The sequence below is a fragment of the Micromonospora sp. NBRC 107095 genome (assembly GCF_030269705.1).
Lineage (GTDB): Bacteria > Actinomycetota > Actinomycetes > Mycobacteriales > Micromonosporaceae > Micromonospora > Micromonospora parva.
Genome location: NZ_BSTU01000001.1, coordinates 2,020,870 through 2,042,079 on the forward strand (window position 1 = coordinate 2,020,870; position 21,210 = coordinate 2,042,079).

The following is a 21,210-nucleotide window of genomic DNA, read 5'->3' on the forward strand; positions in this document are numbered from 1 at the left end:
CCCTCACAGCTCCGCTGGCGGAGCGGACATCACCGGGTGCACCTCGATCGGCATGTTCAGCGGCCGACCGCCGGGGCCGGGTGCGGTGGAGATGTACGCGGCCACCTCCACGGCCCGCTGCGGGCTCTCGCAGTCGACGATCCAGAACCCGGCCAGGAACTCCTTCGTCTCGGCGAACGGCCCCTCGGTGACGACCGGCGTCCCGCCCTCACCAGCTCGGACGATCCGGGCCTGCTGCGGGCCGCCGAGGCCCTGGCCGTCGACCCACTCCCCGGCGGCGGTGAGCTTGTCGTTGACCTCGCCCATGAAGGCGATGTGCGCCCGGACCTCGTCCTGGGTCCAGGTGTCGATGCCCGGGAAGTCGGCCCCGGCGGCGCTGAACTGCATCAGCAGCATGTACTTCATGGTTGGCTCCTCACGCCCGCGCACCCTCGTCGGTGCTCTCACCCTGAGGTAGAAGCAGGCTCTGCCGTTCTCGACACCCCGGCCACAAATTCTTCCGGAGAATCCTGTCAGTCGACCGCGTCGACCTCCAGCACCAGACTCTGCTCCGGATGCAGGGCGGGCAGTTGCACACCCACCCGGGTCAGCGCCGCCCCGCTGAGGGTCACACCCGCCGCCAACCACGCGGGCGCGGACAGGTCGAAGGCCGCCGGGGACGGTACGTCCGGCACCTGCCGCACCCGGTACCGCCGGCCGGGGTCGAGGCCGGGTAGCCGTACCGCGCCGGGAACCTGCGCCACCGAGGTGGTCAGCCGGGCCACCGCGTACACCGCTCGGGTCTGCTCGTGGTCGACCACGCCGTGCGCCCAGACGGCCGGGTCCTGGTGGTCGACCCGGACCACCCGGCCGGAGTGCAGCAGCGGGCGCAGCCGCTTGTGCAGTGCCACCCAGGCGGCCAGCTCGATCTGCTCGGTGACGCTGATCGATGCGATGTCCCACTCGATGCCGTGGTGGCCGAAGAGCGCGGTGGCCGCCCGGAAACCCAGGTCGTGGACGCGGCGGGTGGTGTGCGAGCGTTCCGGGCCGATGTGGGTGCCGATCAGCTCCGGTGGCAGCAGCAAGCCCGTCCAGCGCTGGATGCTGAGCCGCTCCAGGGCGTCGTTGCAGTCGCTGGCCCAGACCCGGTCGGTGCGCGCGAGGATGGCCAGGTCCACCCGGGCCCCGCCGGACGAGCAGCTTTCGATCTCCACGCCCGGGTGGCGACCGCGCAACTCGTCGAGGAGCCGGTAGACCGCCAGGGTCTGCCCGTGCACCCCGGGGCGGCCGTGGTGCCCGGCCTCGGTGAGGTCCCGGTTCTGGTCCCACTTGAGATACCGGATGCCGGGGTGGTCGGTGAGCAGCGCGTCGAGGCGTTCCCGGACATACTCGTACGCCTCGGGGCGGCCCAGGTCGAGCACCTGCTGGTGACGCCAGGCCGGCGGCAGCCGCCCCGGCACGGCGAGCAGCCAGTCGGGGTGTGCGCGGAACAGGTCCGAGTCGGGGTTGACCATCTCCGGCTCGACCCAGAGGCCGAACTGGAGACCCTGGTCGGTGACGTGGTCGATCAGCGGTTGCAGGCCGTCCGGCCAGACACCCTGGTCGACGTACCAGTCGCCGAGTCCGGCGGTGTCGTCGCGCCGGCCGCGGAACCAGCCGTCGTCGAGCACGAACCGCTCCACGCCGATCTGCGCGGCCCGGTCGGCGAGTGCCCGCAGGCGGTCCAGGTCGTGGTCGAAGTAGACCGCCTCCCAGACGTTGAGGGTCACCGGGCGGGGGGAGCGCGGGTGCCCGGGGCGGGCCCGCAGGTGGGTGTGCAGCACGTCGCTGAGCCCGTCCAGCCCGGCGTCGGACCAGACCGCGTAGAGCAGGGGAGTCTCGTACGACTCGCCGGGGTCGAGCCGGATCTCCCCGGCGGTCAGCAGCTCACCGCCGCCGAGCGTCGACTCGCCGGTGGGCCGACGTTCGGCGAACGTGACGTGGTCGCCGCTCCATGCGGTGTGCACCGCCCAGACCTCACCGTGGCCGAAGCCGAAGCCGCTGGTGCCGGCCACCAGCAGCAGTGTGGCGTCATGCCCGGTACGACCGCGCCGGCTCTCGCGGACCCAGGCCCCGTGCTGCCACGGGTGCCGCTGGGGGGACCGTTCCCGGCACCACCGGCCAGTCAGGTCGAGCAGTTCGGTGGCGACCGCCGGCACCGGCAGCACCGGTGTCAGCTCCCGCAGCTCGTACCCGCTGTCGCCGTCGTTGCGCAGCCGGTGCCGAACGGTCAGCAGGCCGTACGGGTCGAGGGTGATCTCGATGGTCACGGTCAGCCCGGCGGCCGGGTCCGAGGCCCGTACGGTCACCCGCGCCGCGTCGGCCCCGGAGTCCCGCACGTCCACCCCGTCGAGGCGGAAGGAGGTGGACCAGTCCCGTCCGTCGCGGTGCCCGGCCAGCCCCGGGCGGCCACTCCAACCCGCGCTGGCCTCCGGCAGCACTGACAGCACCGTCGGTTCGTCGAAGCTGCTCGGCACCACCGGCGGTGCTGTCGCGTCGGTGAGCTGGCGCAGGCCGTCGTCGTCGAGGTCGCCGACGTCGCCGCCCCAGTGCACGACCCGGGGCAGCCCCGGGCCGCGTGCGTCGAGCACCAGGCTGGTCCGCGCGCGGCGCAGGTGCAGGATCGTCATCCTTTGGAGGCTCCCAAGGTCAGGCCCCGGACGAAGTGCCGCTGGAGCATAAAGAAGATCACCAGGGTGGGGATCGCGACGAGCACGCTGCCCGCCGAGACCAGGTTGTTGTCGGTGAAGAACTCACCGCGCAGGTTGTTCAGTGAGCTGGTCACCGGGAACTTGTCACCGGTACGCATGAGGACGGTGGCCCAGAAGAACTCGTTGTAGATCCAGGTCACCTCCAGCGTCGCCAGCGCGGCCAGGGCCGGCCGGCACAGCGGCATGGTGACCTGCCAGTACTGCCGCCAGATGCTCGCCCCGTCGACCATCGCCGCCTCGTACAGGTCGCGGGGCAGCGCCTTCATGTAGTTGCTGAGCACGAAGACGCAGAAGCCGCACTGGAAGGCCACGTTGATCAGGATCAGGCCCCAGTAGCTGTCGTAGAGCAGTTCGGAGTCGCTCATGAACTCCGGCAGCGGCACCTCGGTGAACAGCCGGAACAGTGGGATGAGCAGCGCCTGCTGGGGCAGCAGGTTGGCCGCGGTGAAGACCCCCAGCAGGACGAGGTTGAGCTTCCAACTGAACCGGGCGATGACGAACGCCACGCAGGAGGCGAGGAAGAGGGTCAGCAGCACCGCCGGCACGGTGATGTACACCGAGTTGAGGAAGTGCTGCCCGAACTCCGCCGTCCGCCACGCGGTGACGTAGTTGTCGAAGGTCCAGCCGCCGAACGAGACGTAGCCGTTGCGGGCGGTGTAGTCGTACGAGCGCAGCGAGGTCAGCACCGCCCAGGCGATCGGGAAGAGCCAGGCCAACGAGACGACGATGAGGAAGCCGTGCAGCAGCATCCGCATCGGGGTCAGCGGGCGCCGGCGCGGCGGCACGTCGGGTTCACCCTCGGTACGCCGGGTGACGGTCGCGGTGCTCATTCCCGGTTCTCCCTCATCACGGTCGCCAGGTAGATGGTGATGAAGACCAGCGAGACGACCAGCATGATCGTTGCCAGGGCCGAGCCGAAACCGATCCGGCTCGCCTCACCCACCACGTTCTGGGTGACCAGGGCGGAGATCAGCTCCAGTCCGTTGCGTCCCTTGTTGACCACCCAGACCAGGTCGAACGCGCGCAGCGACTCGATCACGGTCACCACCAGCACGATGATGTTGATCGGCCGCAGCACCGGGAACACGACCCGGAAGAACGTCCGGCTCTCCGAGGCGCCGTCGACAGCTGCGGCCTCCCGCAGCGACGGATCGACACCCTTCAGGCCGGCCAGGTAGAGCAGCATGATGTACCCGACGTGCCGCCATCCGGAGGCGACCATGACCGCCCAGATGTTGACGTTCGAGTCGCCGTACCAGTCGATGCTGCTGCCGAAGGCGGCGTTGATCAGGCCCTGGTCCCGGGAGTAGAGCAGCTGCCAGACGAAGCCGATGAGCGCCAGTGAGAGCACCACCGGCAGGTAGAGCGCGGTCTGGTAGAAGCGGCTGCCGCGCAGTTCCTTGTCCAACAGCACGGCCAGGAACATGCCGAACGGGGTGGCGACCACGAACAGCGTCGCCAGCCAGAGCAGGTTGTTCTGGATCGCCGGCACGAACGGCGGGTAGATGTTCACCACGTCGCTGTAGTTGCGCGCGCCGACGAACTCGATCTCGTTGAGGGGGCCGATGCCGTCCCAGTTGGTGCCGGAGAGCAGCACGGTGGCCGCCGCCGGCAGCCAGACGAACCCGGTGACGAGCAGCAGCGGGACGAGCACCATCAGCGTGATGACCACGCGGTCGGTGCGGGACAGGAGCCGTAGCCGCCGGCGACGACCACCCGTGGAGGTGGTCGTGGCCGGCGGCGGCACGGCGCGATCCGCTTGGATCAGGGGCAGGTCGGACACGATGTCCTCCCCCTTCCGCCGTCAGTCAGTGAAGATCGACTTTTTCTGGTTCTCGATGGACGAGGTGAGCCCGTCGATGTCCTTGGGGTTCTTGATGAACTGCTGGATCGCCGGGATCATCACCGTGGAGGCGAAGTCCGGCCGGGTGTCCCGGTCGAGGAACTGGGCGATCTCGGTGGCCGACCCGACCAGGTCGGCGGCCTTCTTCTGCAACGCCGTGTAGCCGCCGACGTCCGCGCCACTGTTGGCGACCAGGACGGCGGGGTCGTTCTTGAGGTTGATGTCCGCGGCGGCCTTGCCACCGAAGTACTCCAGCAGCTTGCGCGCGTTGTCCTCGTTCTTGGGCTTGCGGGCCATCATGTAGCCGTCGATCGGGGCGTCGAGCGCCTTGGCGCCGATGGCCGGGTCGATCTCGGGGAAGGTGAAGAAGTCGAGGTCGTCCTGCTCGTCGTTGCTGAACTGCTGACCGACGAAGAGGCCGAGCAGGTACATGCCGCTCTTCTTCTGCTGCAACGACTGAGCGGCCTCCTGCCAGGTGCGGCCGAGGCTGTCGGGCTGGTGCAGGGGGAGTAGACCGGCCCAGGTGTCGAAGACCTTCTTGACCTTGTCGGAGGTCCAGGCCTCCTTGCCGGCCATCAGGTCGATGTGGAACTGGTAGCCGTTGATGCGCAGGTTGAGGATGTCGAAGGTGCCCATCGCCGGCCAGCCGTCCTTGTCGGCGAAGGCGATGGGGATGAGGCCGTCCCGCTTCATCTGCGCGCCGAGCGTGGTGAACTGGTCCAGCGTGGTGGGCACCTGGTAGCCGTACTGCTGCCACACCGACTTGCGGTAGAACACCGCCCACGGGTAATACGTCGCCGGTACGAAGTACTGTTTGCCGTCGTCGCCGGTCGATGCCTTCTTGAAGGCGTCGGAGAAGCCGGAAAGCTTGCCCCACACGTCGCTGATGTCGCTGGCCAGGCCCTTCTGGGCGAAGAAGCGCATCCGGTAGCCGGCGAACCAGGTGAAGACGTCGTCCGGTTTGCCCTGTAGGTAATTGTTGATGTTTTCCTGGAACGTGTTGTGGTCGACGGTGTTCACCGCGACCTGCACCCCGGAGGAGGTCTTGAAGCCGTCGGTGATTTTGACGAGCACCTCTTTCGGCTTCGGGTCCGACTGGTTCGAGCCGAGCGACACGTCAGTGCTGGACCCGCCGGAGCCGGAGTCGTCGCCGCAGCCGGCGAGCAGTCCGGTGCCGAGCAGCGCGCCCGTGCCGGCCGCTGCGGCCAGCAACGACCGCCGGTTGATGCCGGCGACTGAGGGCGGTACGAGCCGAGCCAGGTACTCGGCTTGGGTTTGGGGACGGGACATCTGTGCCTCCTGCGGATGAAGAGGTGCTACGCCCAAGGGCCATCAGGGTGGTGAAGGCAGGTCCGGCGTCGTGATCACACATTGAGATCCACCGAGAATCCACATTGGCGAACACGAACGGCCATTGGGGCCTCAAGCTACCCTGCGGTCGTGTGCTGTCAAGAGGGCTGTTCGCCTCTGATAACCCAGTCGTGACACGGCTGTTACCTGGTAAACGTTGGAAAGAATCTCGATGTTGGAACCTGTTGACTTCCGCGGACCGGCGGGTGCACTCTCAGCTGTCATGCGGCGATGGCAGGGTGACAGCATCTATTTCGGTGGCGACTACAACCCCGAGCAGTGGCCCGAGGAAACGTGGTCGGAGGACATCGACCTGATGCGCCGGGCCGGGGTCAACCTGGTCTCCGTCGGGATCTTCTCCTGGGCCCTGCTGGAGCCCAGCGTGGGGCGCTTCGAGTTCGGCTGGCTGGACCGGGTGCTGGACCTGCTGCACGACGGCGGCATCCAGGTCGACCTGGCCACCGCCACGGCCAGCCCACCGCCGTGGTTGGCGCGCGCGCACCCGGAGACGCTGCCCCGCCGTGCCGACGGCGCGATCCTCTGGCCCGGTGGACGTCAGGCGTACTGCCCCAGTTCCCCGGTGTTCCGCGAGCGCTCCCTGGAGCTGGTGCGCGCGGTCGCCGGCCGGTACGCCGAGCATCCCGCAGTGGTGATGTGGCACGTCTCCAACGAGCTGGGCTGCCACAACGTGCACTGCTACTGCGACGTCAGCGCCGAGGCGTTCCGCGGCTGGCTGCGCGAACGCTACGGCGACCTGGACCGGCTCAACCACGCCTGGGGTACCGCGTTCTGGAGCCAGCGCTACGGCGACTGGGCCGAGATCAACCCGCCGCGCACCGCGCCGACCTTCGCCAACCCCACGCAGCAGTTGGACTTCCTGCGGTTCTCCTCCGACGAGCAGCGCGCCCAACTACGCGCCGAGCGCGAGGTACTGCGGACGTTGGTCCGGCAACCGATCACCACCAACTTCATGATCGGCCTGGGCGTCAAGCACATGGACTACCACTCCTGGGCGTCCGACGTGGACCTGGTCTCCAACGACCACTACCTGACCGCCGCCGACCCGCAGGCACACCTCGGGCTGGCGCTCGCCGCCGACCACACCCGGGGCGTCGCCGGTGGCGAGCCGTGGCTGCTGATGGAGCACTCCACCAGCGCTGTCAACTGGCAGCCGCGCAACGTCGCGAAGCTGCCCGGGCAGCTGCGCCGCAACAGCCTCGCGCACGTCGCCCGCGGCGCCGACGGGGTGCTCTTCTTCCAGTGGCGCGCCTCCCGGGCCGGCGCGGAGAAGTTCCACTCCGCGCTCGTGCCGCACGCCGGGCCGGACACCAAGGTGTTCCGCGAGGTCTGCCGGCTCGGCGCGGACCTCAAGGCCCTCGCGGAGGTACGCGGCAGCCGGGTGGACGCGGACGTGGCGATCCTGTTCGACTGGGAGGCGTGGTGGGGTGCCGAGTTGGACTCGCACCCCAGCCTCGACGTCACCTACGCCGACCGGCTGAACGCCCTGTACGGCTCGCTCTGGCGCGCCGGCGTGACCGCCGACGTCGTCCACCCGTCGACCGACCTCGGTGGCTACCGGCTGGTCCTGGTGCCGACCCTCTACCTGGTCCGCGACGCGGACGCCGACGCGCTCCACCGGTACGTCGAGGCCGGCGGCACCGCCGCGGTCACCTACTTCAGCGGCATCGTGGACGCCAACGACCACATCCGGCTGGGCGGCTACCCGGGCGCGTTCCGGGAGCTGCTCGGCGTCCGGACCGAGGAGTTCTTCCCGCTGCGCGAGGGCGAGCAGGTCCGACTGGACGACGGCAGCGCCGCCGACGTGTGGACCGAGTGGGTGCACGCCGAGGGCGCGGAGGTGCTCGCCTCGTACACCGATGGGCCGCTGCCGGGCGTGCCGGCGCTGACCCGGAACCAGGTGGGCGACGGCGCCGCCTGGTACGTCGGCACCCGGCTGGACGAGCCGGCCACGGACCGCCTGGTGGCCCGGCTGCTCGCCGAGGCCGGCGTCCGCCCGGCGGTGTCGGCGCCGCCCGGGGTGGAGGTGGTCCGCCGCCGCGACGGCGACCGGACCTGGCTCTTCGCGATCAACCACACCGACACGGAGGTACGCCTGCCGGCGCACGGCGTCGAGTTGCTCAGCGGTGCAGAGTGCGCCGGTGACCTGACGGTGCCGGCCGGTGAGGTGGCTGTCATCCGTGAGGATCGGCAGTGATCCGTACGACCGGCACGGCGCGAAGGAGGTTCCCCACATGCTCGCCCAGCAGCGGCAGACCGCCATCCTCGATCTGATCCGCCAACGTGGCGGGGTGCGGGTGAGTCAGCTGGTCAGCCGGTTCGGTGTGTCCGACATGACGATCCGGCGTGACCTGGAGGTGTTGGCCGAACGCGGCCTGGTCGACAAGGTGCACGGCGGCGCGACCCTCGCCGGGCCGGGCTCCGCCGAGGAACCCGGCTTCGCCGCGAAGTCGATCCGCCAGCAGGCGGAGAAGCGGGCCATTGCCGAGCGGGCGGCGACACTGGTGGAGCCGGGGATGGCCATCGCGCTCTCCGCCGGCACCACCACCGCCGCGCTGGCCACGCTCCTCTCCGACGTCCGGGGCCTGACCGTGGTGACCAACTCGATCCCGGTGGCCGACGCGCTGTACCAGAATCCGCGCGCCGACCAGACCGTCGTGCTGACCGGCGGCATCCGCACCCCGTCGGACGCGTTGACCGGGCCGGTGGCCGAGGCGGCGATCAGCGCGCTCAACGTCGACCTGCTGTTCCTCGGGGTGCACGGCCTCAGCCCACGCACCGGCTTCACCACGCCCAACCTGCTGGAGGCCGGGGTCAACCGGTGTCTCATCGGCGCGGCCCGCCGGCTCGTGGTGCTCGCCGACCACACCAAGTGGGAGACGATCGGCATCGCCACCATCGCCCCCCTGGAGGCCGCCGACGTGCTCATCACCGACGCCGGCCTGCCCGCCGAGGCCCGCACCACCATCGGCGAACAGGTAGGCGAGCTGGTGATCGTCAACGCAACCTGAAGCCCCGTCGCGCCCCGCGCCGCTCTGCACCGATCTTGCACTTTCGGACGTCGGTATGCGTGCATTGCCCCTTAGGTCGCAACGGAAAACGCAAGATCGCGGAAGAGGGGGGCGGGGCCCGACCGCCTTGCTGGCTGTCGTTGGGCAGGCAGGCTCCGGCGTGGTCGGCCTGCCGGGCGCACCGGCGGTGGCCGGGTATGAGCCGGTCGCAGAAAACCCAATGTCGTACGTGCTGCGCGTCCTCGGCCGAGACGGTGGTACCGCCGACGTCGACCTGCGGCGTGGAGGCCAGCGACCGGGCGAGGGTCCGCGCCAGGTCCATCGCCTCGGCCAGGTCGGTGACCGCCACCGGCAGGTGGATCACATGCCGAGGCTCCTCCGAATGCGCCTCGAGAGCGAACCGCGGCAGCGGCGTGAAGAGCCCGCTGTACTGATGCTCCCATCCCGGGCTCACGGCTGACGCCGCTCGGACCAGGTGCTCTGCCAGTCGCGCAGCGCTCGCTTCACCCGGGCGTTCTCCTCGCTGAGCCGAGCCACATCATGGTGCAGCGTCGCCAGATCGAGCGCGACGCGGTGCAGGAAGCGTCGTACCTCTGCGGGGTCCACGCCTCGTCGGCCGAAACCGACGACGGTGAACTGCCGGTCGCGGACCTGGCTCGGGTGCAGCCGTTCAGGATGCCTGCGCCGTACTCCGACGTTGCCCATGCGGAGACCCTCGGAGGGCGGCTGTTTCTCGAGTCGGACAAGGCTCTGCGGTATGTCCGCGCGTACGATCGCCTCCGGGAGGCCGCACTCAGCGCGAACGAGTCGGCGAAGCTGATCGCAGCACTCGCGGAGGAGCTGTCATGAGCGAGTTCATGCCCGTCGCCTGGCATATCAGCACCAAAAGCCCCGACAACGGCGGCAACTGTGTCGAGGCCGGGCCCGTCCTGGACGGTTCCGGTCGAGTGGCCGTTCGCGACAGCAAGGATCGCGCGGCAGCGACCCTCGTCTACCCGGCTGGCGGCTGGATGGCCTTCGTCAACGGGGTGAAGGACGGCGATTTCGCGACCTGATGCGTGATCGACTCGGGTTGCTGAAAATCGGGGCGTCACCGCGACCAGGACACCCCGACTTCCGTGAACGCGAGTCGATCAAGTGGCGCCGACGCCGACGGTGTCGGCGCGGCGCTTCACAGCCATCTCACAGGGGTGCTGGATAGGGTGCCGGTCGAGTCAACGTCCGACTCCAGCGTGGAGCGGTCGGCGTCGCACAGGAGTTCCGATGGTCTTCAAGAAGATGTTGAGCGCGTTCGGTGTGGGCGGTCCCAGCGTGGACACCGTGCTGACCAACCCCAACACCCGGCCCGGCCTGACCCTCGACGGGCAGGTCAACCTCGTCGGTGGCGACGCTGAGGCAGCCATCGAGCAGGTGGTGATTGGCCTGGTCACCCGGGTCGAGGTCGAAGGACACGACACCGAGTACGCGGGCACGATGGAGTTCCACCGCATGGCGGTCAGCGGGTCGTTCGTCCTCGCCCCGAAGCAGCAACTCTCGCTCCCGTTCCAACTGCCGGTGCCGTGGGAGACCCCGATCACCGACGTGTACGGCCAGCGCCTGCACGGCATGACGATGGGTCTGCGCACCGAGCTGGCCATCGCCCGTGCTGTCGACAAGGGCGACCTGGACCACGTGGCGGTGCACCCGCTGCCGGTGCACGAGCGGATCCTGGAGGCGTTCCAGCGGCTCGGTTTCCGGTTCAAGAGCGCCGACCTGGAGCGCGGTCACATCCGGGGCGTGCAGCAGACGCTGCCGTTCTACCAGGAGATCGAGTTCTTCGCCTCCCCGCAGTACGCGAACACGATCAACGAGGTCGAGCTGACCTTCGTGACCAGCCAGCGTGGCGTGGAGGTCATCCTGGAGTGCGACAAGCGCGGCGGGTTCCTCAGCGCCGGGCATGACGCGTTCGGCCGCTACCAGGTGTCGCACACCGACGTCGACCGGGTGGACTGGGCGCAGGTCGTCGACGGTTGGCTGCGCGAGACCACGTCCCGCTACGGCAGCCTGCGCTCGCAGTACGGCCACGGGTACGGCCCCGGTCACGGGCACGGCCGAGGCGGCATGGGAGTCGGCGGCATGGTCGCCGGGGCGGCGCTCGGCGTCGCTGGCGGCATGATCGCCGGCGAGATGATCGAGGACGCGTTCGAGGGCGACTTCGGCGACTTCGGTGGCGACGAGTAGCCGTTCCACAAGCGACGACAGTGGCCTCCGGGAGTAGTCCCGGAGGCCACTGTGCTACGCGTGACGCGTCAGTGCTTGCTGCGCTCCCGGCCGGACCGGCGCGCGGAACCAGCCTTCGACAGACCACGACTGACCAGGTAACCACCCGTCAGAATGGTCAGGAACAGCCACGCCTGGCTCGGGTTGTTGATGTTCAACCCGTTGGCGGTGGTGCCCTTCCAGAACGCGGAGATCACCAGCAGCGCGACCGCGGCGGCGTAGACCCAGAATTCCGTCGTCAGGAACGCCTGCTTGGTCTCCGTGCCCGGCGACGGCATCGGGTCTCGGTGCCCGTCCCGCATGGACGGCATCTGCTGCGTGTCCCGCATCATGGCGGGGTTCTGCGGGTCGTTCATGGGCCGGTTCGTCGGCCGGGTGGAAGCAGCCTGCGTGCTCATCTGGTCCTCCTCAGGATGCGATGAGTCGTACCTGCATTCCCTCGCCCCGCTACCGCGTTTCGGCCACGGCACGGTTCGCTTTCGTGGCGGGGACAACCCCCGACTACCCGAGGCCCCGGAGCAGGTAACACCGATCGCCGGCCGGAAAAATCCGGCCGGCGATCAGGTGGTCCGGCGGGTCAGCGCAGGCCGTTGCGCATGGCCACGCGCACCAGAAGGTCCGGGTCGTCGGTGATGATGCCGTCGACGCCGAGGTCGATGACCCGCTGCATCACCGCCGCGTCATCGACGGTGTACGGGATCACCTTCAGGCCGTCGCGCGTCTGCAGAGTACGAACGTCCGGTCCGTGGAAGTATGCCGGGTTCTCCCGCAGGTACCAGTCGGAGGACGCGACGGTGCCCTGCTTCGGGTCGTGCACCTGCCAGTTGGCGGACACCGTGCCAGCGCCCGCGGCCCGGGTCAGCTTGCCGAGGTCCTGGTACTTCCACCAGTCCAGTCCACCGGTCCACGGGCTCTTCACCGCCGGGTTGCCGTAGACCGCCTGCAGCGAGCACTCGTCGGCCAGGGTCGCGCATTCGGTCGGGCCGTACTGCCAGACCAGGGCGACGGTGCCGATGCGCTTGTCGAGCTGCCGGGCGTACGTGATGGTGCGCCAGTCGAACGACTGGATGGTGGCCCGGTTGGCGAAGCCGGCCCGCTGGATTGCGTCGACGAGCTTGCGGGTGAAGCTGCGGTACGGCTCGGTGTCGTTCACCACCGGGCTGATCTTCGTTTCGATGTTCATGCCGATGTCGGTGCGGCCACTGGCCTTCACCAGGGCGAAGACCTCGTCCAGGGTCGGGATCCGGGCACCGGGCGCGGGCACCTGCGCGGGCAGCTCGGGCAGCGTCTTCGTGCCGCAGTCGACGGTCTTGAGCTGCGCCAGGGTCAGCTCGTGCACCGGCTTGCCCACGTACGGGAACATCCGGTCACCGGGGTGCACCGGCTTGGTGTCGACGCAGTGCGATCCGTTGACGGTGCGATCGTGCAGCACCACGAGCTTGCCGTCGGCGGTCACGCCGGTGTCCAGCTCCAGGGTGGAGATGGCCCGGTTGGACAGCGCGTTCGAGAACGCCGGCAGGGTGTTCTCCGGCCGGGTGGCCCGGCCACCGCGGTGCGCCTGAATGTCGAACGGCGACGCGTACGCCTTCGGCAGCCGGTAACCGCGCTGCGCCAGCACGCCGCGCAGCCGGTCCGGGTAGTCGGTGATGATGCCGTCCACGCCGTCGTCGATGAGCTTGGCCATGGTCGGCACGTCGTCGACCGTCCACGGGATCACCGTGATCCCGTAGCGGTGCGCCCGGTCGACCATCTCCTTGGTGACGTACGGCTGGTAGCCGGGGTCGGTGACAGTGCCGTTCTGCGGCATACCGTGCACCGGCGAGAAGGCGCTGGCGCCGAAGCTGCGGATCGCCGTGATCGGGTCGCCGCCGAAGTCGTCGATGTCCAACCCGCCCAGCCACGGCGAGGCACCCGGCTGGCCGGTCTGCAGGAAGTCGTAGTTGGTCAGGGCCACCAGCGGCAGCTTCGGCTCGACCTGACGCATGCGCATCAGCGCACCCCAGTCGAAGCTCTGGATGGTCACCTGCTTGAGCAGACCGGCGGCGCGGACCTCGGCAGCGGTGACCCGGACGAACTGCTCGCGGGGGGCGGTCTCGGTCGGCGCGCCCGCCTCGACCTTGGTTTCGACGTTGAGCTTCACGTCCTTCGCCCGGTACCGGTTGACCAGCGCGAAGACCTCACGCAGCAGCGGCATCCGGGCACCCGGGACGGCGACCTGCCCCGGCTTGTCGGCGAGGGTCTTCGACCCACAGTCGAGCGAGCGCACCTGGGCCAGGCTGAGCGTGTTGATGTACTTCCCGACGTACGGGAACTCCGGGTCACCGGGCGTCACCGGGGAGGTGTCGACGCACTTGGTGCCGGTGACCTTCCGGTCGTGGGTGACGACGGCCTGGCCGTCCTCGGTGATCTGCACGTCCAGTTCGAGGGTGGTCACCCCGAGTTGGAGGGCGTTGCCGAAGGAGGCGAGGGTGTTCTCCACCCGCAGCCCGAGGCCACCCCGGTGGGCCTGCACGTCGAATGTCCGGTCCGGTCGCGGCTTCGCCTGGGCGGGCACCGCGAGTCCGGTCGTCACCGTCGCGGCCACCAGGGCCGCGACGGCGGTACGGCGTACTGTGCGCACGCTGTCATCCCCTCCTGCCGGCGGGCACCTCCCACCGGTCGCCGGACAGCATGGACATCTCGGGCTGCGGGCAGGCGGCCAGCGGGCGGCGCGACGGTGAACCGCCGTGGACGACCTCCCGGTCACACCGGGTTTGGTCGGCCGGTGGTCGGGCACGCAGTCAGTTCCACAGCTTCTGCGAGGTGATGGACGTGCGTGAGGACGACATGCGGCAGGACGCCGCCCGCGAGGCCGAGGACCGGATCGCCGGTGGCGTGTACGGCAAGGGCGCCCTCGACGAGGTGACGGTGCCCCGCACCGATGTGGAGAGTCAGATCCAGCGCGATGACCCGCTCGATCCGGCGAACGAACGGATCGACCCGCAGGTGCTGCGCGACGGCGGCCCGGTCGGCGGGCAGGGCGCGGTGACCACCACCGGTGGCACCGCCGGGCCGGCGAGCGTACGCCGGGTGGCCCGACAGCCGGAGCGGCACCCGGGCAGGGTAGCCCCGACGACCACCGGCGACGCCACCACCGGCGGTCTGAGCACTCCGATCGGCGGCGGCACCAGCGACCAGTCCACCTCCGCGACCGGACCGGCGAAGTCCATCCAGGATCGCGCCGACGACTAGAGCGGAATCCCGCCGTGATCATGAGGTTGGCGGGGCTGTCGGAGATCACAGTCCACGCCAACCTCATGATCGACTGAGAGGCTGGCCGGGAGGGCGTGGGGGATCGGGGATCAGCTCGCGGGGCGCAGGACGCCCAGGCGTTGGGTGGCGCGGGTGAGCGCGACGTACAGGTCGCTGCGCCCGCGCGGTGACTCGGCCACCATCCGGTCCGGGTCGACCACCAGCACCGAGTCGAACTCCAACCCCTTGGCCTGTGCGACGGTCAGCACCACCACCCGGCTCTCCAGCTCCGGATGCTCGCCGACGGCGGCCTCCGGAAGGGCCGCGGTCACCGCCGCGCCCAACTCGCCCACCCGACCGGCCGGCACCAGCACGCCGAGCCGACCCTCGGTCAGCCCGGCGGCCTCTCGGGTGACCTCGGCTACCAGTTCCGCAGCCAACCGCCCGTCGGGCACCGTCCGGTCCCACGGGGGTACGCCGCTCTCCCGCACCGAGCGCGGCGGTCGCAGCGCCGGGTCGATCTCGGCCAGTACGTCGGCTGCCACCGCCATGATCTCGGCGGGGGTGCGGTAGCTGACCGTCAACTCGGTGAGCCGCCACCGCTGCTCGACGTACGGGGCGAGCGCGTCCGCCCAGGACGGTGTGCCGCTGAGCGCGCCGGTCTGGGCGACATCCCCGACGATCGTCATCGACCGGCTCGGGCAGCGGCGCATCAGCAGTCGCCAGGCCATCGGCGACAACTCCTGCGCCTCGTCCACGATGACGTGGCCGAACGCCCAGGTGCGGTCGGCGGCGGCCCGCTGCGCGGTGGTCAGCCGGTCGGTCTCCTCCTGCCGTTCCAGCAGCCGGTCCGCGTCGATCAGGTCGGTGACGCCGAGGATCTCACCGCCCTCGGCCTCGTCCTCGACGTCGATCGAGCGGGAACCCCTGGCGATCTCGAGCACGCCCTCGGCGTACTCCCGTTCCATCATCCGGATGCGGTCCCGCCGGGCGGCGGCGGCACGTTCGTCCTCGCCGAGCAGTTCGGCGGCCTCGTCCAGCAGCGGAACGTCGGCGGGGGTCCAGCCACCGCGCTCGCGCCGCAGCAGCGCCCGTTCGTCAGCGGTGAGCATCGGCGCGGCGGCGGCGATCCGATCCGGGTCGGCGTACAGGTCGGCGAGCAGCCGCTGCGGTGTGAGGACCGGCCACAGCTGGTCGAGGGCGGCCCGGATCTCCGGTTCCTCGCGCAGTTCCCGCCGGATCTCGGCCCGGTCCGCCTCGTCGAGGAGGTTGTCCCCGCCGAGCGGGTCGGCGCCGATCCGTTCGGCCACCTGCTCGGCGAGCGCGTGCACGATCTCCACGTCGAACAGCGCGCGGGCCAGGTTGTGCGGTCGGTCGGTGCGGCGGACCCGGTCGCGGGCGGCGCGCACGATCTCCGGGTCGAGGGTCAGCGTCTCCCGCTCGACCTCGATCTCCAGTGGCTCGTCCGGCACCCACTGCCGGTCCCGCACGGCCAGCGCCAACACCTCGGCCAGCACCGCCCGGCCCTTGAGCGCCGCGGTCCCGGCCGGCTCGGACCGTTGGGCGCTCACCCCGGGAAAGAGATCACCCTGGGTACGCAGCAACACACCGGTCTCGGCCAGCGTCGGCAGCACCTGGGAGATGTACCGCAGGAAGGTCGCGTTCGGACCGACCAGCAGCACGCCCCGGCTGGAGAGTTCGCGGCGGTGCGTGTAGAGCAGGTACGCCGCCCGGTGCAACGCGACAGCGGTCTTGCCGGTGCCGGGGCCGCCCTGGACCACCATGACGCCCGGAAGTTCCGCGCGGATGATCTCGTCCTGTTCGGCCTGGATGGTCTCGACGATGTCGCGCATCCGGCCGGTGCGGCCGGCGTTGAGCGCGGCGAGCAGCGACGCCTCGCCGGTCAGCTCCTCGTGGGCGCCGGGGGAGGCGCTGTCGATGTCGAGCACCTCGTCGTTGAGCCCGGTCACCTTGCGCTGGCGGGTACGCAGGTGCCGACGACGGCGTACGCCCTGCGGGTTGGCGGCGGTGGCGAGGTAGAACGGTCGAGCGGCGGGGGCGCGCCAGTCCATCAGCAGCGGGTCGTAGTCACCGGTGGTGTCGAAGATGCCGATCCGGCCGATGTAGCGGCGGGAGTCGTCGTCGCCGTCGAGACGGCCGAAGCAGAGTCCGTTCTCCACGGCGGAGAACTGTTCGACCTGATCGGCGTACATCGCTACCGAGCTGTCGCGCTGCGAGCGGTCCTGGAGGGTTCCGCCGGTGTTGTGCAGCTCGGCGGTGAGTCGGCGGGCGGCCTGCTCACGCAGCTCATCCAGCCGGTGGTAGAGCATCGAGACGTACTCCTGCTCGCGACCGATCTCGTCGTCGAGCGGCAATTCGCCGGAACCGCCGGAGTGCCTTGACAAGCCGTCTCCCTAAAGATTAGAATCCTTTGCAGGAACGGCTTTTAGCCGTTCTTTTTTGTGCCTTCGAACTGTTGAAGATAGCGCGTTCCGCCGGTTCTCACTAAGCCGGGCGGTCCGGCGCGCCGGTGATCGCGAGGTGACGGCAGATGATCCTGCGGACCGGCCAACGGGTGGTCTTCATCGGGGACAGCATCACCGATTGTGGTCGACGCGACACCGCCGCGCCGTACGGCAGCGGATACGTGAGTCTCGTGCGCGCCCTCGTCGACGCCCGGCACCCCGAGCTGGAGGTGCAATGGGTCAACCGGGGTGTGAGCGGCGACACCGTGCGGGACCTGGCCGCCCGCTGGGACGCCGACGCCATCGCCGAGCGCCCCGACTGGCTCGCGGTGCTGATCGGCATCAACGACATCTGGCGGCACTACGGTGACCGCCCGGATGAGGCCGTCGGCATCGAGGAGTACGAGCGCACGCTGCGCGACCTGCTGCGTCGGGCGGTCGACGCCACCGGCTGCGGACTGATCCTTGGTGACCCGTTCTTCATCGAGCCCGACCGGAGCGTCCCGCAACGCGCCGACACCGACCGGTACGCGGCGGTCGTGGCCGGGCTCGCCGCCGAGTTCGACGCGGTGCACGTGCCCAACCAGGCGGCGTTCGACCGGGTGCTGACGGTCAGTCCCGCGACGCGCTGGGCCGACGACCGGGTCCACCCGTACCTGCCCGGTCACGCGGTCCTCGCCGACGCGTACCTCAGCGCCCTCGGCGTCTCCTGACCCGGCCGCGCGCACGGCGAAGCGCCGGGCCGACCGTGAGGTCGACCCGGCGCGAACACCGCGGAGATCAGCTGCGGGCGGCCTGGTAGAGCCGCTCCGGCGTCACCGCTCCGGCGAGCACCCGGCCGTCGTCGGTGAGCAGCACGGTGAACAGCCTGGTGCTGAAGAGCCGACCGCTGCCCCAGTCACCACTGACGGCGGGCAGCCCGCCGAGCAGCTTCGACACGTCCATGTCGGCTGCGGCACCGGCCGGGGGAGTGGCGGGTTTCGCGGCAGCGGGCCCGCCGTCGAGCGCATCGTCCAGGCGGGCGACCAGCACGGTGGTCCAGCCGTCGCCCACCGCGCGGACCCCAGGGTCTGCCTCCGGCTTGACGTGACCGGGCCTGCCCGCCGGCCGTTCGGCCTTCTCCTCGGTGACCGTCACCCCCGGCGGCGGGTTGAAGGTGAACTGGTCGGCGTCCGGGCGACGGTAGTCGACCTGGGTGAAGGCCACCTCGAACGCCGGCTGGTCACTGCCCTTCGCGAGCACCTCGAAGCGCAGCGGCACGTGCTGCTTGGCGTCGATGGCGATCCGCAGCTGGTGCACCAGCGAGTCCCGGTCGCGCGGCTGGAGCACCAGCTCGTACGAGTCCCGGCCGGCGACGGTGGCCGAGCGGCCGACGCTGACCTCGGTGCTCGGGTCGATCGCGCCCAACGCCAGGTCGGCGGCCTGTTGCGGGGTGGCCGGCAGGCTCGCTGCCGGGTCCGGGGCGGGCTTGAAGGCCCCGGCCTTGTCGCCGAGCGCCCGGTGGGTGGCGGTGTTGGTGCGGCTCTGCCAGGTCCACAGGTCCCGGCCGTTGCGGATCACGTCCTGCTCGCCGAGGGTGTCCAGCAGCGCGACCCGCTGCTTGTCCGGCCCGGAGTACCAGACCCGCAGGGTGTGTGTGCCGGTCAGCATGGTGGTCAGCTCGTTGCCGGGGAGCAGCCCGACCAGCGGCGGCAGGCCGAGGTCGGCGCGCTGCACGACGGTCCCGGACAACCCCTCCAACCGGGATGTCTGCAGATCGACGAGGAGCTGAGCGGCGGTGCGGGGCGGCAGACTCGGCTCGGCCTCGGCGGCGAACGTGCCGATCGCCGCGCCACCGCCGATGACGGCGACGGCCGCGGTTGCCGGCACCAGCCAGCGCAGGACGGGACGACTTCTCAGGACGGACATGGTGGCACCTCCTGCGCCCATCCTGCCCGCTGGCTGCTGTGAACGTGCTGAGGACACCGAACGGGGTTGATTGACCCGGGTGGCACCCTTGAGTGGTGCGGGTGCTGGTGGTGGAGGACGAGGCCCGGTTGGCGGCTGCCCTGCAACGCGGCCTGCAGGCCGAGGGGTTCGCGGTGGATGTGGCGGGGACCGGCCCGGCCGGCCTGGACGCGGCCCGGCACGGCGGGTACGACGCCATGATCCTCGACGTGATGCTGCCCGGCCTCTCCGGGTACGAGCTGGTCCGGCGGCTGCGTGCGGAGGAGCACTGGTTGCCGGTGCTGATGCTCTCCGCCAAGGACGGCGAGTACGACCAGGCCGACGGCCTCGACTGCGGCGCCGACGACTATCTGACCAAGCCCTTCTCGTACGTGGTGCTGCTGGCCCGGCTGCGGGCGTTGCTGCGTCGGGGCGCACCGGAGCGTCCGACCGTGCTGGCGGTCGGCGACCTGCGGCTGGACCCGGCCCGGCGACGGGTGACCCGGGCGGACGCCGAGGTGACGCTGACCGCGCGGGAGTTCGCGCTGTTGGACTATCTGATGCGCCGGCCGGGCCAGGTGATCTCCAAGATCGAGTTGTTGGACCACGTCTGGGACGCGAGCCTGGAGACCGCGCCGAACGCCGTCGAGGTGTATGTCGGCTACCTGCGTCGCAAGCTCGGCCGGGATCGGCTGGAGACGGTCCGGGGCGCCGGCTACCGGTTGGCGACGTGACGTCGGGCGGCCCGGCACTTACCGGTCGGGCCCGGCCCGGCTGGATGCCGATCCTCGGGCTGCGGGGGCGGCTCATGGCGATCGGCGTGTTCGGCCTCACCATCGGGTTGGCGGTGGGCGGGGTGGTGCTGCTCGGCGCGCTCGGCTTCGTGCTCCAGCGCACCGTCGACACCGAGGCGTTCCGCACCGCCGATGCCGTTGCCCTGCTCGCCGCCGAGGACGCGCTGCCCGATCCCCTGCCGGTGGCCGGCGGGCAGGTCCGCGTGCAGGTCGTCGACGAGCAGGGGCGGATCAGGGCGGCCTCGATCGACGCCGACCGGCTGGTGCCGATGGTCCGCCCGGAGCGACTGGACCGGACGGGTCGGCAGCGGCTGGAGGTGCCGGCCGAGCGGGTCGGGCTGGTCGGCCCGGTCCGCGTGGTCGCCGTACCCGCCGGCACCGCGGCCGACCCGCTCACCGTGCTGGTCGCCCGCTCGATGGCCGACGTGCGGCACAGCATCCACGTGGTCCGGACCATCCTGCTGGTGGCGTTTCCGCTGCTGGTGGCTGTGCTGGCCGGGGTGGCGTGGCGGGTGGTGGGCGCGACCCTGCGGCCGGTCGAGCAGTTGCGTCGAGGCGCCGAGGAGATCACCGGGAGAGCCGGTGCCGGCCGGCTGCCGGTGCCGGCGTCGGCCGACGAGATCCACCGCCTGGCGGTCACCCTCAACGGCATGCTGGACCGGCTGGAATCCGCCCGCGTCCGGCAGCGGGCCTTCGTCTCCGACGCCGCGCACGAGCTGCGCAGCCCGCTGACCAACATCCGGACGGAGCTGGAGGTGGCCCAGCGCCTCGCCGACCGGACGGACTGGACGGCGGTGACCGCCAACCTGCTCGCCGACACCGACCGGCTGAGCCGCCTGGTCGACGACCTTCTGCTGCTGGCCCGCCTGGACGAGACGCCGCCGACGCGGGGGACCGGCCCGGTGGAGCTGGGCGCGTTGCTGACGGACGTCGCCGCCCGCTATTCGTCGCCGCCGGTGCGGGTCGCGCTCCCGCCGGGCCCGCTCTGGACGGTCGGCACCGTCGAGGAGTTGCGTCGGGTGCTGGCCAACCTGGTCGACAACGCGGTACGGCACGCGGACGGCAGTGTGGTGCTCACGGCCGAGGCGACAGGGCCTGACGTCGGGGCGTACCACCTGGTGACGGTGACCGACGACGGCCCGGGGATCCCGGTGGCGGACCGGGAGCGGGTCTTCGACCGGTTCACCCGGCTGGATGACGGACGGGCCCGCGACGACGGGGGCGCCGGCCTGGGGCTGGCCATCGTCCGGGAGCTGGTCCGACGGGCGGGCGGCAGCATCACACTGACCGATGCGCCGGACCAGCGAGGACTACGGGTGTGCCTGCTGCTGCCAGCGTTGCCGGCCGAGGACGGCCAAAGGTAGACGGTCCGTGACGGCGGCCTCCCCCCAACCGCCCACTGATGCCCCTTTGCTCTGCACCCGCGGACGCGACAGCCACGCAACGTGATGGTCGCCGACGCGTGTTGTAGCGGCGGTCGCGACGTTTCAGCTGCTCATTCGAGGTGGTGCGTATAGGTAAGCAGAGCAAAGCCTGGGCCGGAGTTGTGGGCGGGGCGTCGGGTGTGACGGCGTGTCACGGCGG

18 protein-coding genes and 2 pseudogenes are annotated in these 21,210 nt (G+C 70.5%); 9 read left to right on the forward strand and 11 right to left on the reverse strand.

Annotated elements, in window-relative coordinates; all coding sequences use genetic code 11:
• Window positions 1-3: 3 nt before the first annotated feature.
• From QSK15_RS09475 to QSK15_RS09495, 5 genes are all read right to left on the reverse strand, one after another.
• Window positions 4-405, reverse strand: a complete 402-nt coding sequence (locus QSK15_RS09475) for a YciI family protein (protein WP_285793793.1) — start codon at window positions 403-405, stop codon at window positions 4-6.
• Window positions 406-512: 107 nt separating this feature from the next.
• Window positions 513-2,648 carry an alpha-galactosidase gene (locus tag QSK15_RS09480; protein ID WP_285793794.1) on the reverse strand — a complete coding sequence of 712 codons (2,136 nt, stop codon included), beginning with the start codon at window positions 2,646-2,648 and terminating at the stop codon, window positions 513-515.
• Window positions 2,645-3,559: a carbohydrate ABC transporter permease gene (locus tag QSK15_RS09485; protein ID WP_285793795.1), complete on the reverse strand. Its 915-nt coding sequence runs from the start codon at window positions 3,557-3,559 to the stop codon at window positions 2,645-2,647. Before QSK15_RS09485 ends, QSK15_RS09480 begins: the two co-directional genes overlap by 4 nt.
• Window positions 3,556-4,512, reverse strand: coding sequence for a carbohydrate ABC transporter permease (locus QSK15_RS09490; protein ID WP_030333565.1), 957 nt, complete (start codon window positions 4,510-4,512; stop codon window positions 3,556-3,558). The genes QSK15_RS09485 and QSK15_RS09490 overlap by 4 nt, the downstream gene beginning before the upstream one ends.
• Window positions 4,513-4,533: 21 nt before the next feature.
• Entirely contained in the window at window positions 4,534-5,862 is a 1,329-nt protein-coding gene (locus tag QSK15_RS09495) for an ABC transporter substrate-binding protein (RefSeq protein ID WP_285793796.1), read from the reverse strand.
• A gap of 283 nt (window positions 5,863-6,145) precedes the next feature.
• Between QSK15_RS09495 and QSK15_RS09500 the strand changes: the two genes are divergently transcribed.
• Window positions 6,146-8,137 (forward strand): beta-galactosidase, encoded by a 1,992-nt coding sequence (locus QSK15_RS09500; protein WP_285793797.1) that lies wholly within the window; start codon window positions 6,146-6,148, stop codon window positions 8,135-8,137.
• A 37-nt stretch (window positions 8,138-8,174) separates the two neighbouring features.
• Window positions 8,175-8,951, forward strand: coding sequence for a DeoR/GlpR family DNA-binding transcription regulator (locus tag QSK15_RS09505; protein WP_285794373.1), 777 nt, complete (start codon window positions 8,175-8,177; stop codon window positions 8,949-8,951).
• A gap of 142 nt (window positions 8,952-9,093) precedes the next feature.
• Here the strand turns inward: QSK15_RS09505 and QSK15_RS09510 are convergent.
• A pseudogene (locus tag QSK15_RS09510) lies at window positions 9,094-9,315 on the reverse strand (hypothetical protein); the annotation flags it as partial.
• Between the two features lie 86 nt (window positions 9,316-9,401).
• Window positions 9,402-9,656, reverse strand: coding sequence for a DivIVA domain-containing protein (locus QSK15_RS09515; RefSeq protein WP_285793798.1), 255 nt, complete (start codon window positions 9,654-9,656; stop codon window positions 9,402-9,404).
• Here QSK15_RS09515 and QSK15_RS09520 point away from each other — a divergent pair.
• The 3 genes and pseudogenes from QSK15_RS09520 to QSK15_RS09530 form a co-directional block, all read left to right on the forward strand.
• Window positions 9,621-9,800, forward strand: a pseudogene (locus tag QSK15_RS09520) (Scr1 family TA system antitoxin-like transcriptional regulator); the annotation flags it as partial. The gene QSK15_RS09515 and the pseudogene QSK15_RS09520 sit on opposite strands and share 36 nt — an antisense overlap.
• The gene (locus QSK15_RS09525; protein ID WP_285793799.1) at window positions 9,797-10,006 is read left to right on the forward strand and encodes a DUF397 domain-containing protein; all 210 of its coding nucleotides are present in this window, start codon (window positions 9,797-9,799) and stop codon (window positions 10,004-10,006) included. The pseudogene QSK15_RS09520 and the gene QSK15_RS09525, both read left to right, overlap by 4 nt.
• A 208-nt stretch (window positions 10,007-10,214) precedes the next feature.
• Entirely contained in the window at window positions 10,215-11,171 is a 957-nt protein-coding gene (locus tag QSK15_RS09530; RefSeq protein WP_285793800.1) for a sporulation protein, read from the forward strand.
• Window positions 11,172-11,239: 68 nt separating this feature from the next.
• Here QSK15_RS09530 and QSK15_RS09535 read toward each other — a convergent pair whose 3' ends face one another.
• Window positions 11,240-11,521, reverse strand: a complete 282-nt coding sequence (locus QSK15_RS09535; RefSeq protein WP_377620585.1) for a hypothetical protein — start codon at window positions 11,519-11,521, stop codon at window positions 11,240-11,242.
• Between the two features lie 266 nt (window positions 11,522-11,787).
• Entirely contained in the window at window positions 11,788-13,830 is a 2,043-nt protein-coding gene (locus tag QSK15_RS09540; RefSeq protein WP_285793802.1) for a glycerophosphodiester phosphodiesterase family protein, read from the reverse strand.
• Window positions 13,831-14,021: 191 nt separating this feature from the next.
• Here QSK15_RS09540 and QSK15_RS09545 point away from each other — a divergent pair, with 191 nt between their 5' ends.
• A complete protein-coding gene (locus QSK15_RS09545; RefSeq protein WP_285793803.1) occupies window positions 14,022-14,441 on the forward strand; it encodes a hypothetical protein in 420 nt (139 codons plus the stop codon).
• Between the two features lie 110 nt (window positions 14,442-14,551).
• On the opposite strand, the gene QSK15_RS09550 is transcribed toward QSK15_RS09545, so the two are convergent.
• Complete coding sequence (locus QSK15_RS09550; RefSeq protein ID WP_502889529.1) at window positions 14,552-16,846, reverse strand: HelD family protein; 2,295 nt, start codon at window positions 16,844-16,846, stop codon at window positions 14,552-14,554.
• 146 nt (window positions 16,847-16,992) lie between these two features.
• On the opposite strand from QSK15_RS09550, the gene QSK15_RS09555 reads away from it, so the two are divergent.
• Window positions 16,993-17,619, forward strand: coding sequence for an SGNH/GDSL hydrolase family protein (locus QSK15_RS09555; protein ID WP_285793804.1), 627 nt, complete (start codon window positions 16,993-16,995; stop codon window positions 17,617-17,619).
• A gap of 67 nt (window positions 17,620-17,686) precedes the next feature.
• Here QSK15_RS09555 and QSK15_RS09560 read toward each other — a convergent pair whose 3' ends face one another.
• Window positions 17,687-18,814 carry a LolA family protein gene (locus QSK15_RS09560; RefSeq protein WP_285793805.1) on the reverse strand — a complete coding sequence of 376 codons (1,128 nt, stop codon included), beginning with the start codon at window positions 18,812-18,814 and terminating at the stop codon, window positions 17,687-17,689.
• A gap of 95 nt (window positions 18,815-18,909) precedes the next feature.
• Between QSK15_RS09560 and QSK15_RS09565 the strand changes: the two genes are divergently transcribed.
• Window positions 18,910-19,566: a response regulator transcription factor gene (locus QSK15_RS09565; protein ID WP_030333589.1), complete on the forward strand. Its 657-nt coding sequence runs from the start codon at window positions 18,910-18,912 to the stop codon at window positions 19,564-19,566.
• 74 nt (window positions 19,567-19,640) lie between these two features.
• Entirely contained in the window at window positions 19,641-20,990 is a 1,350-nt protein-coding gene (locus QSK15_RS09570; protein WP_285794375.1) for a sensor histidine kinase, read from the forward strand.
• Window positions 20,991-21,210 lie beyond the last annotated feature (220 nt).

Coding starts and splice junctions, on each gene's coding strand:
- QSK15_RS09475 (WP_285793793.1), bottom strand. CDS start 405: ATGAAGTACATGCTGCTGATGCAGTTCAGCGCCGCCGGGGCCGACTTC.
- QSK15_RS09480 (WP_285793794.1), bottom strand. CDS start 2,648: ATGACGATCCTGCACCTGCGCCGCGCGCGGACCAGCCTGGTGCTCGAC.
- QSK15_RS09485 (WP_285793795.1), bottom strand. CDS start 3,559: ATGAGCACCGCGACCGTCACCCGGCGTACCGAGGGTGAACCCGACGTG.
- QSK15_RS09495 (WP_285793796.1), bottom strand. CDS start 5,862: ATGTCCCGTCCCCAAACCCAAGCCGAGTACCTGGCTCGGCTCGTACCG.
- QSK15_RS09500 (WP_285793797.1), top strand. CDS start 6,146: ATGCGGCGATGGCAGGGTGACAGCATCTATTTCGGTGGCGACTACAAC.
- QSK15_RS09505 (WP_285794373.1), top strand. CDS start 8,175: ATGCTCGCCCAGCAGCGGCAGACCGCCATCCTCGATCTGATCCGCCAA.
- QSK15_RS09515 (WP_285793798.1), bottom strand. CDS start 9,656: ATGGGCAACGTCGGAGTACGGCGCAGGCATCCTGAACGGCTGCACCCG.
- QSK15_RS09525 (WP_285793799.1), top strand. CDS start 9,797: ATGAGCGAGTTCATGCCCGTCGCCTGGCATATCAGCACCAAAAGCCCC.
- QSK15_RS09530 (WP_285793800.1), top strand. CDS start 10,215: ATGGTCTTCAAGAAGATGTTGAGCGCGTTCGGTGTGGGCGGTCCCAGC.
- QSK15_RS09535 (WP_377620585.1), bottom strand. CDS start 11,521: ATGCCGTCCATGCGGGACGGGCACCGAGACCCGATGCCGTCGCCGGGC.
- QSK15_RS09555 (WP_285793804.1), top strand. CDS start 16,993: ATGATCCTGCGGACCGGCCAACGGGTGGTCTTCATCGGGGACAGCATC.
- QSK15_RS09560 (WP_285793805.1), bottom strand. CDS start 18,814: ATGTCCGTCCTGAGAAGTCGTCCCGTCCTGCGCTGGCTGGTGCCGGCA.
- QSK15_RS09570 (WP_285794375.1), top strand. CDS start 19,641: ATGGCGATCGGCGTGTTCGGCCTCACCATCGGGTTGGCGGTGGGCGGG.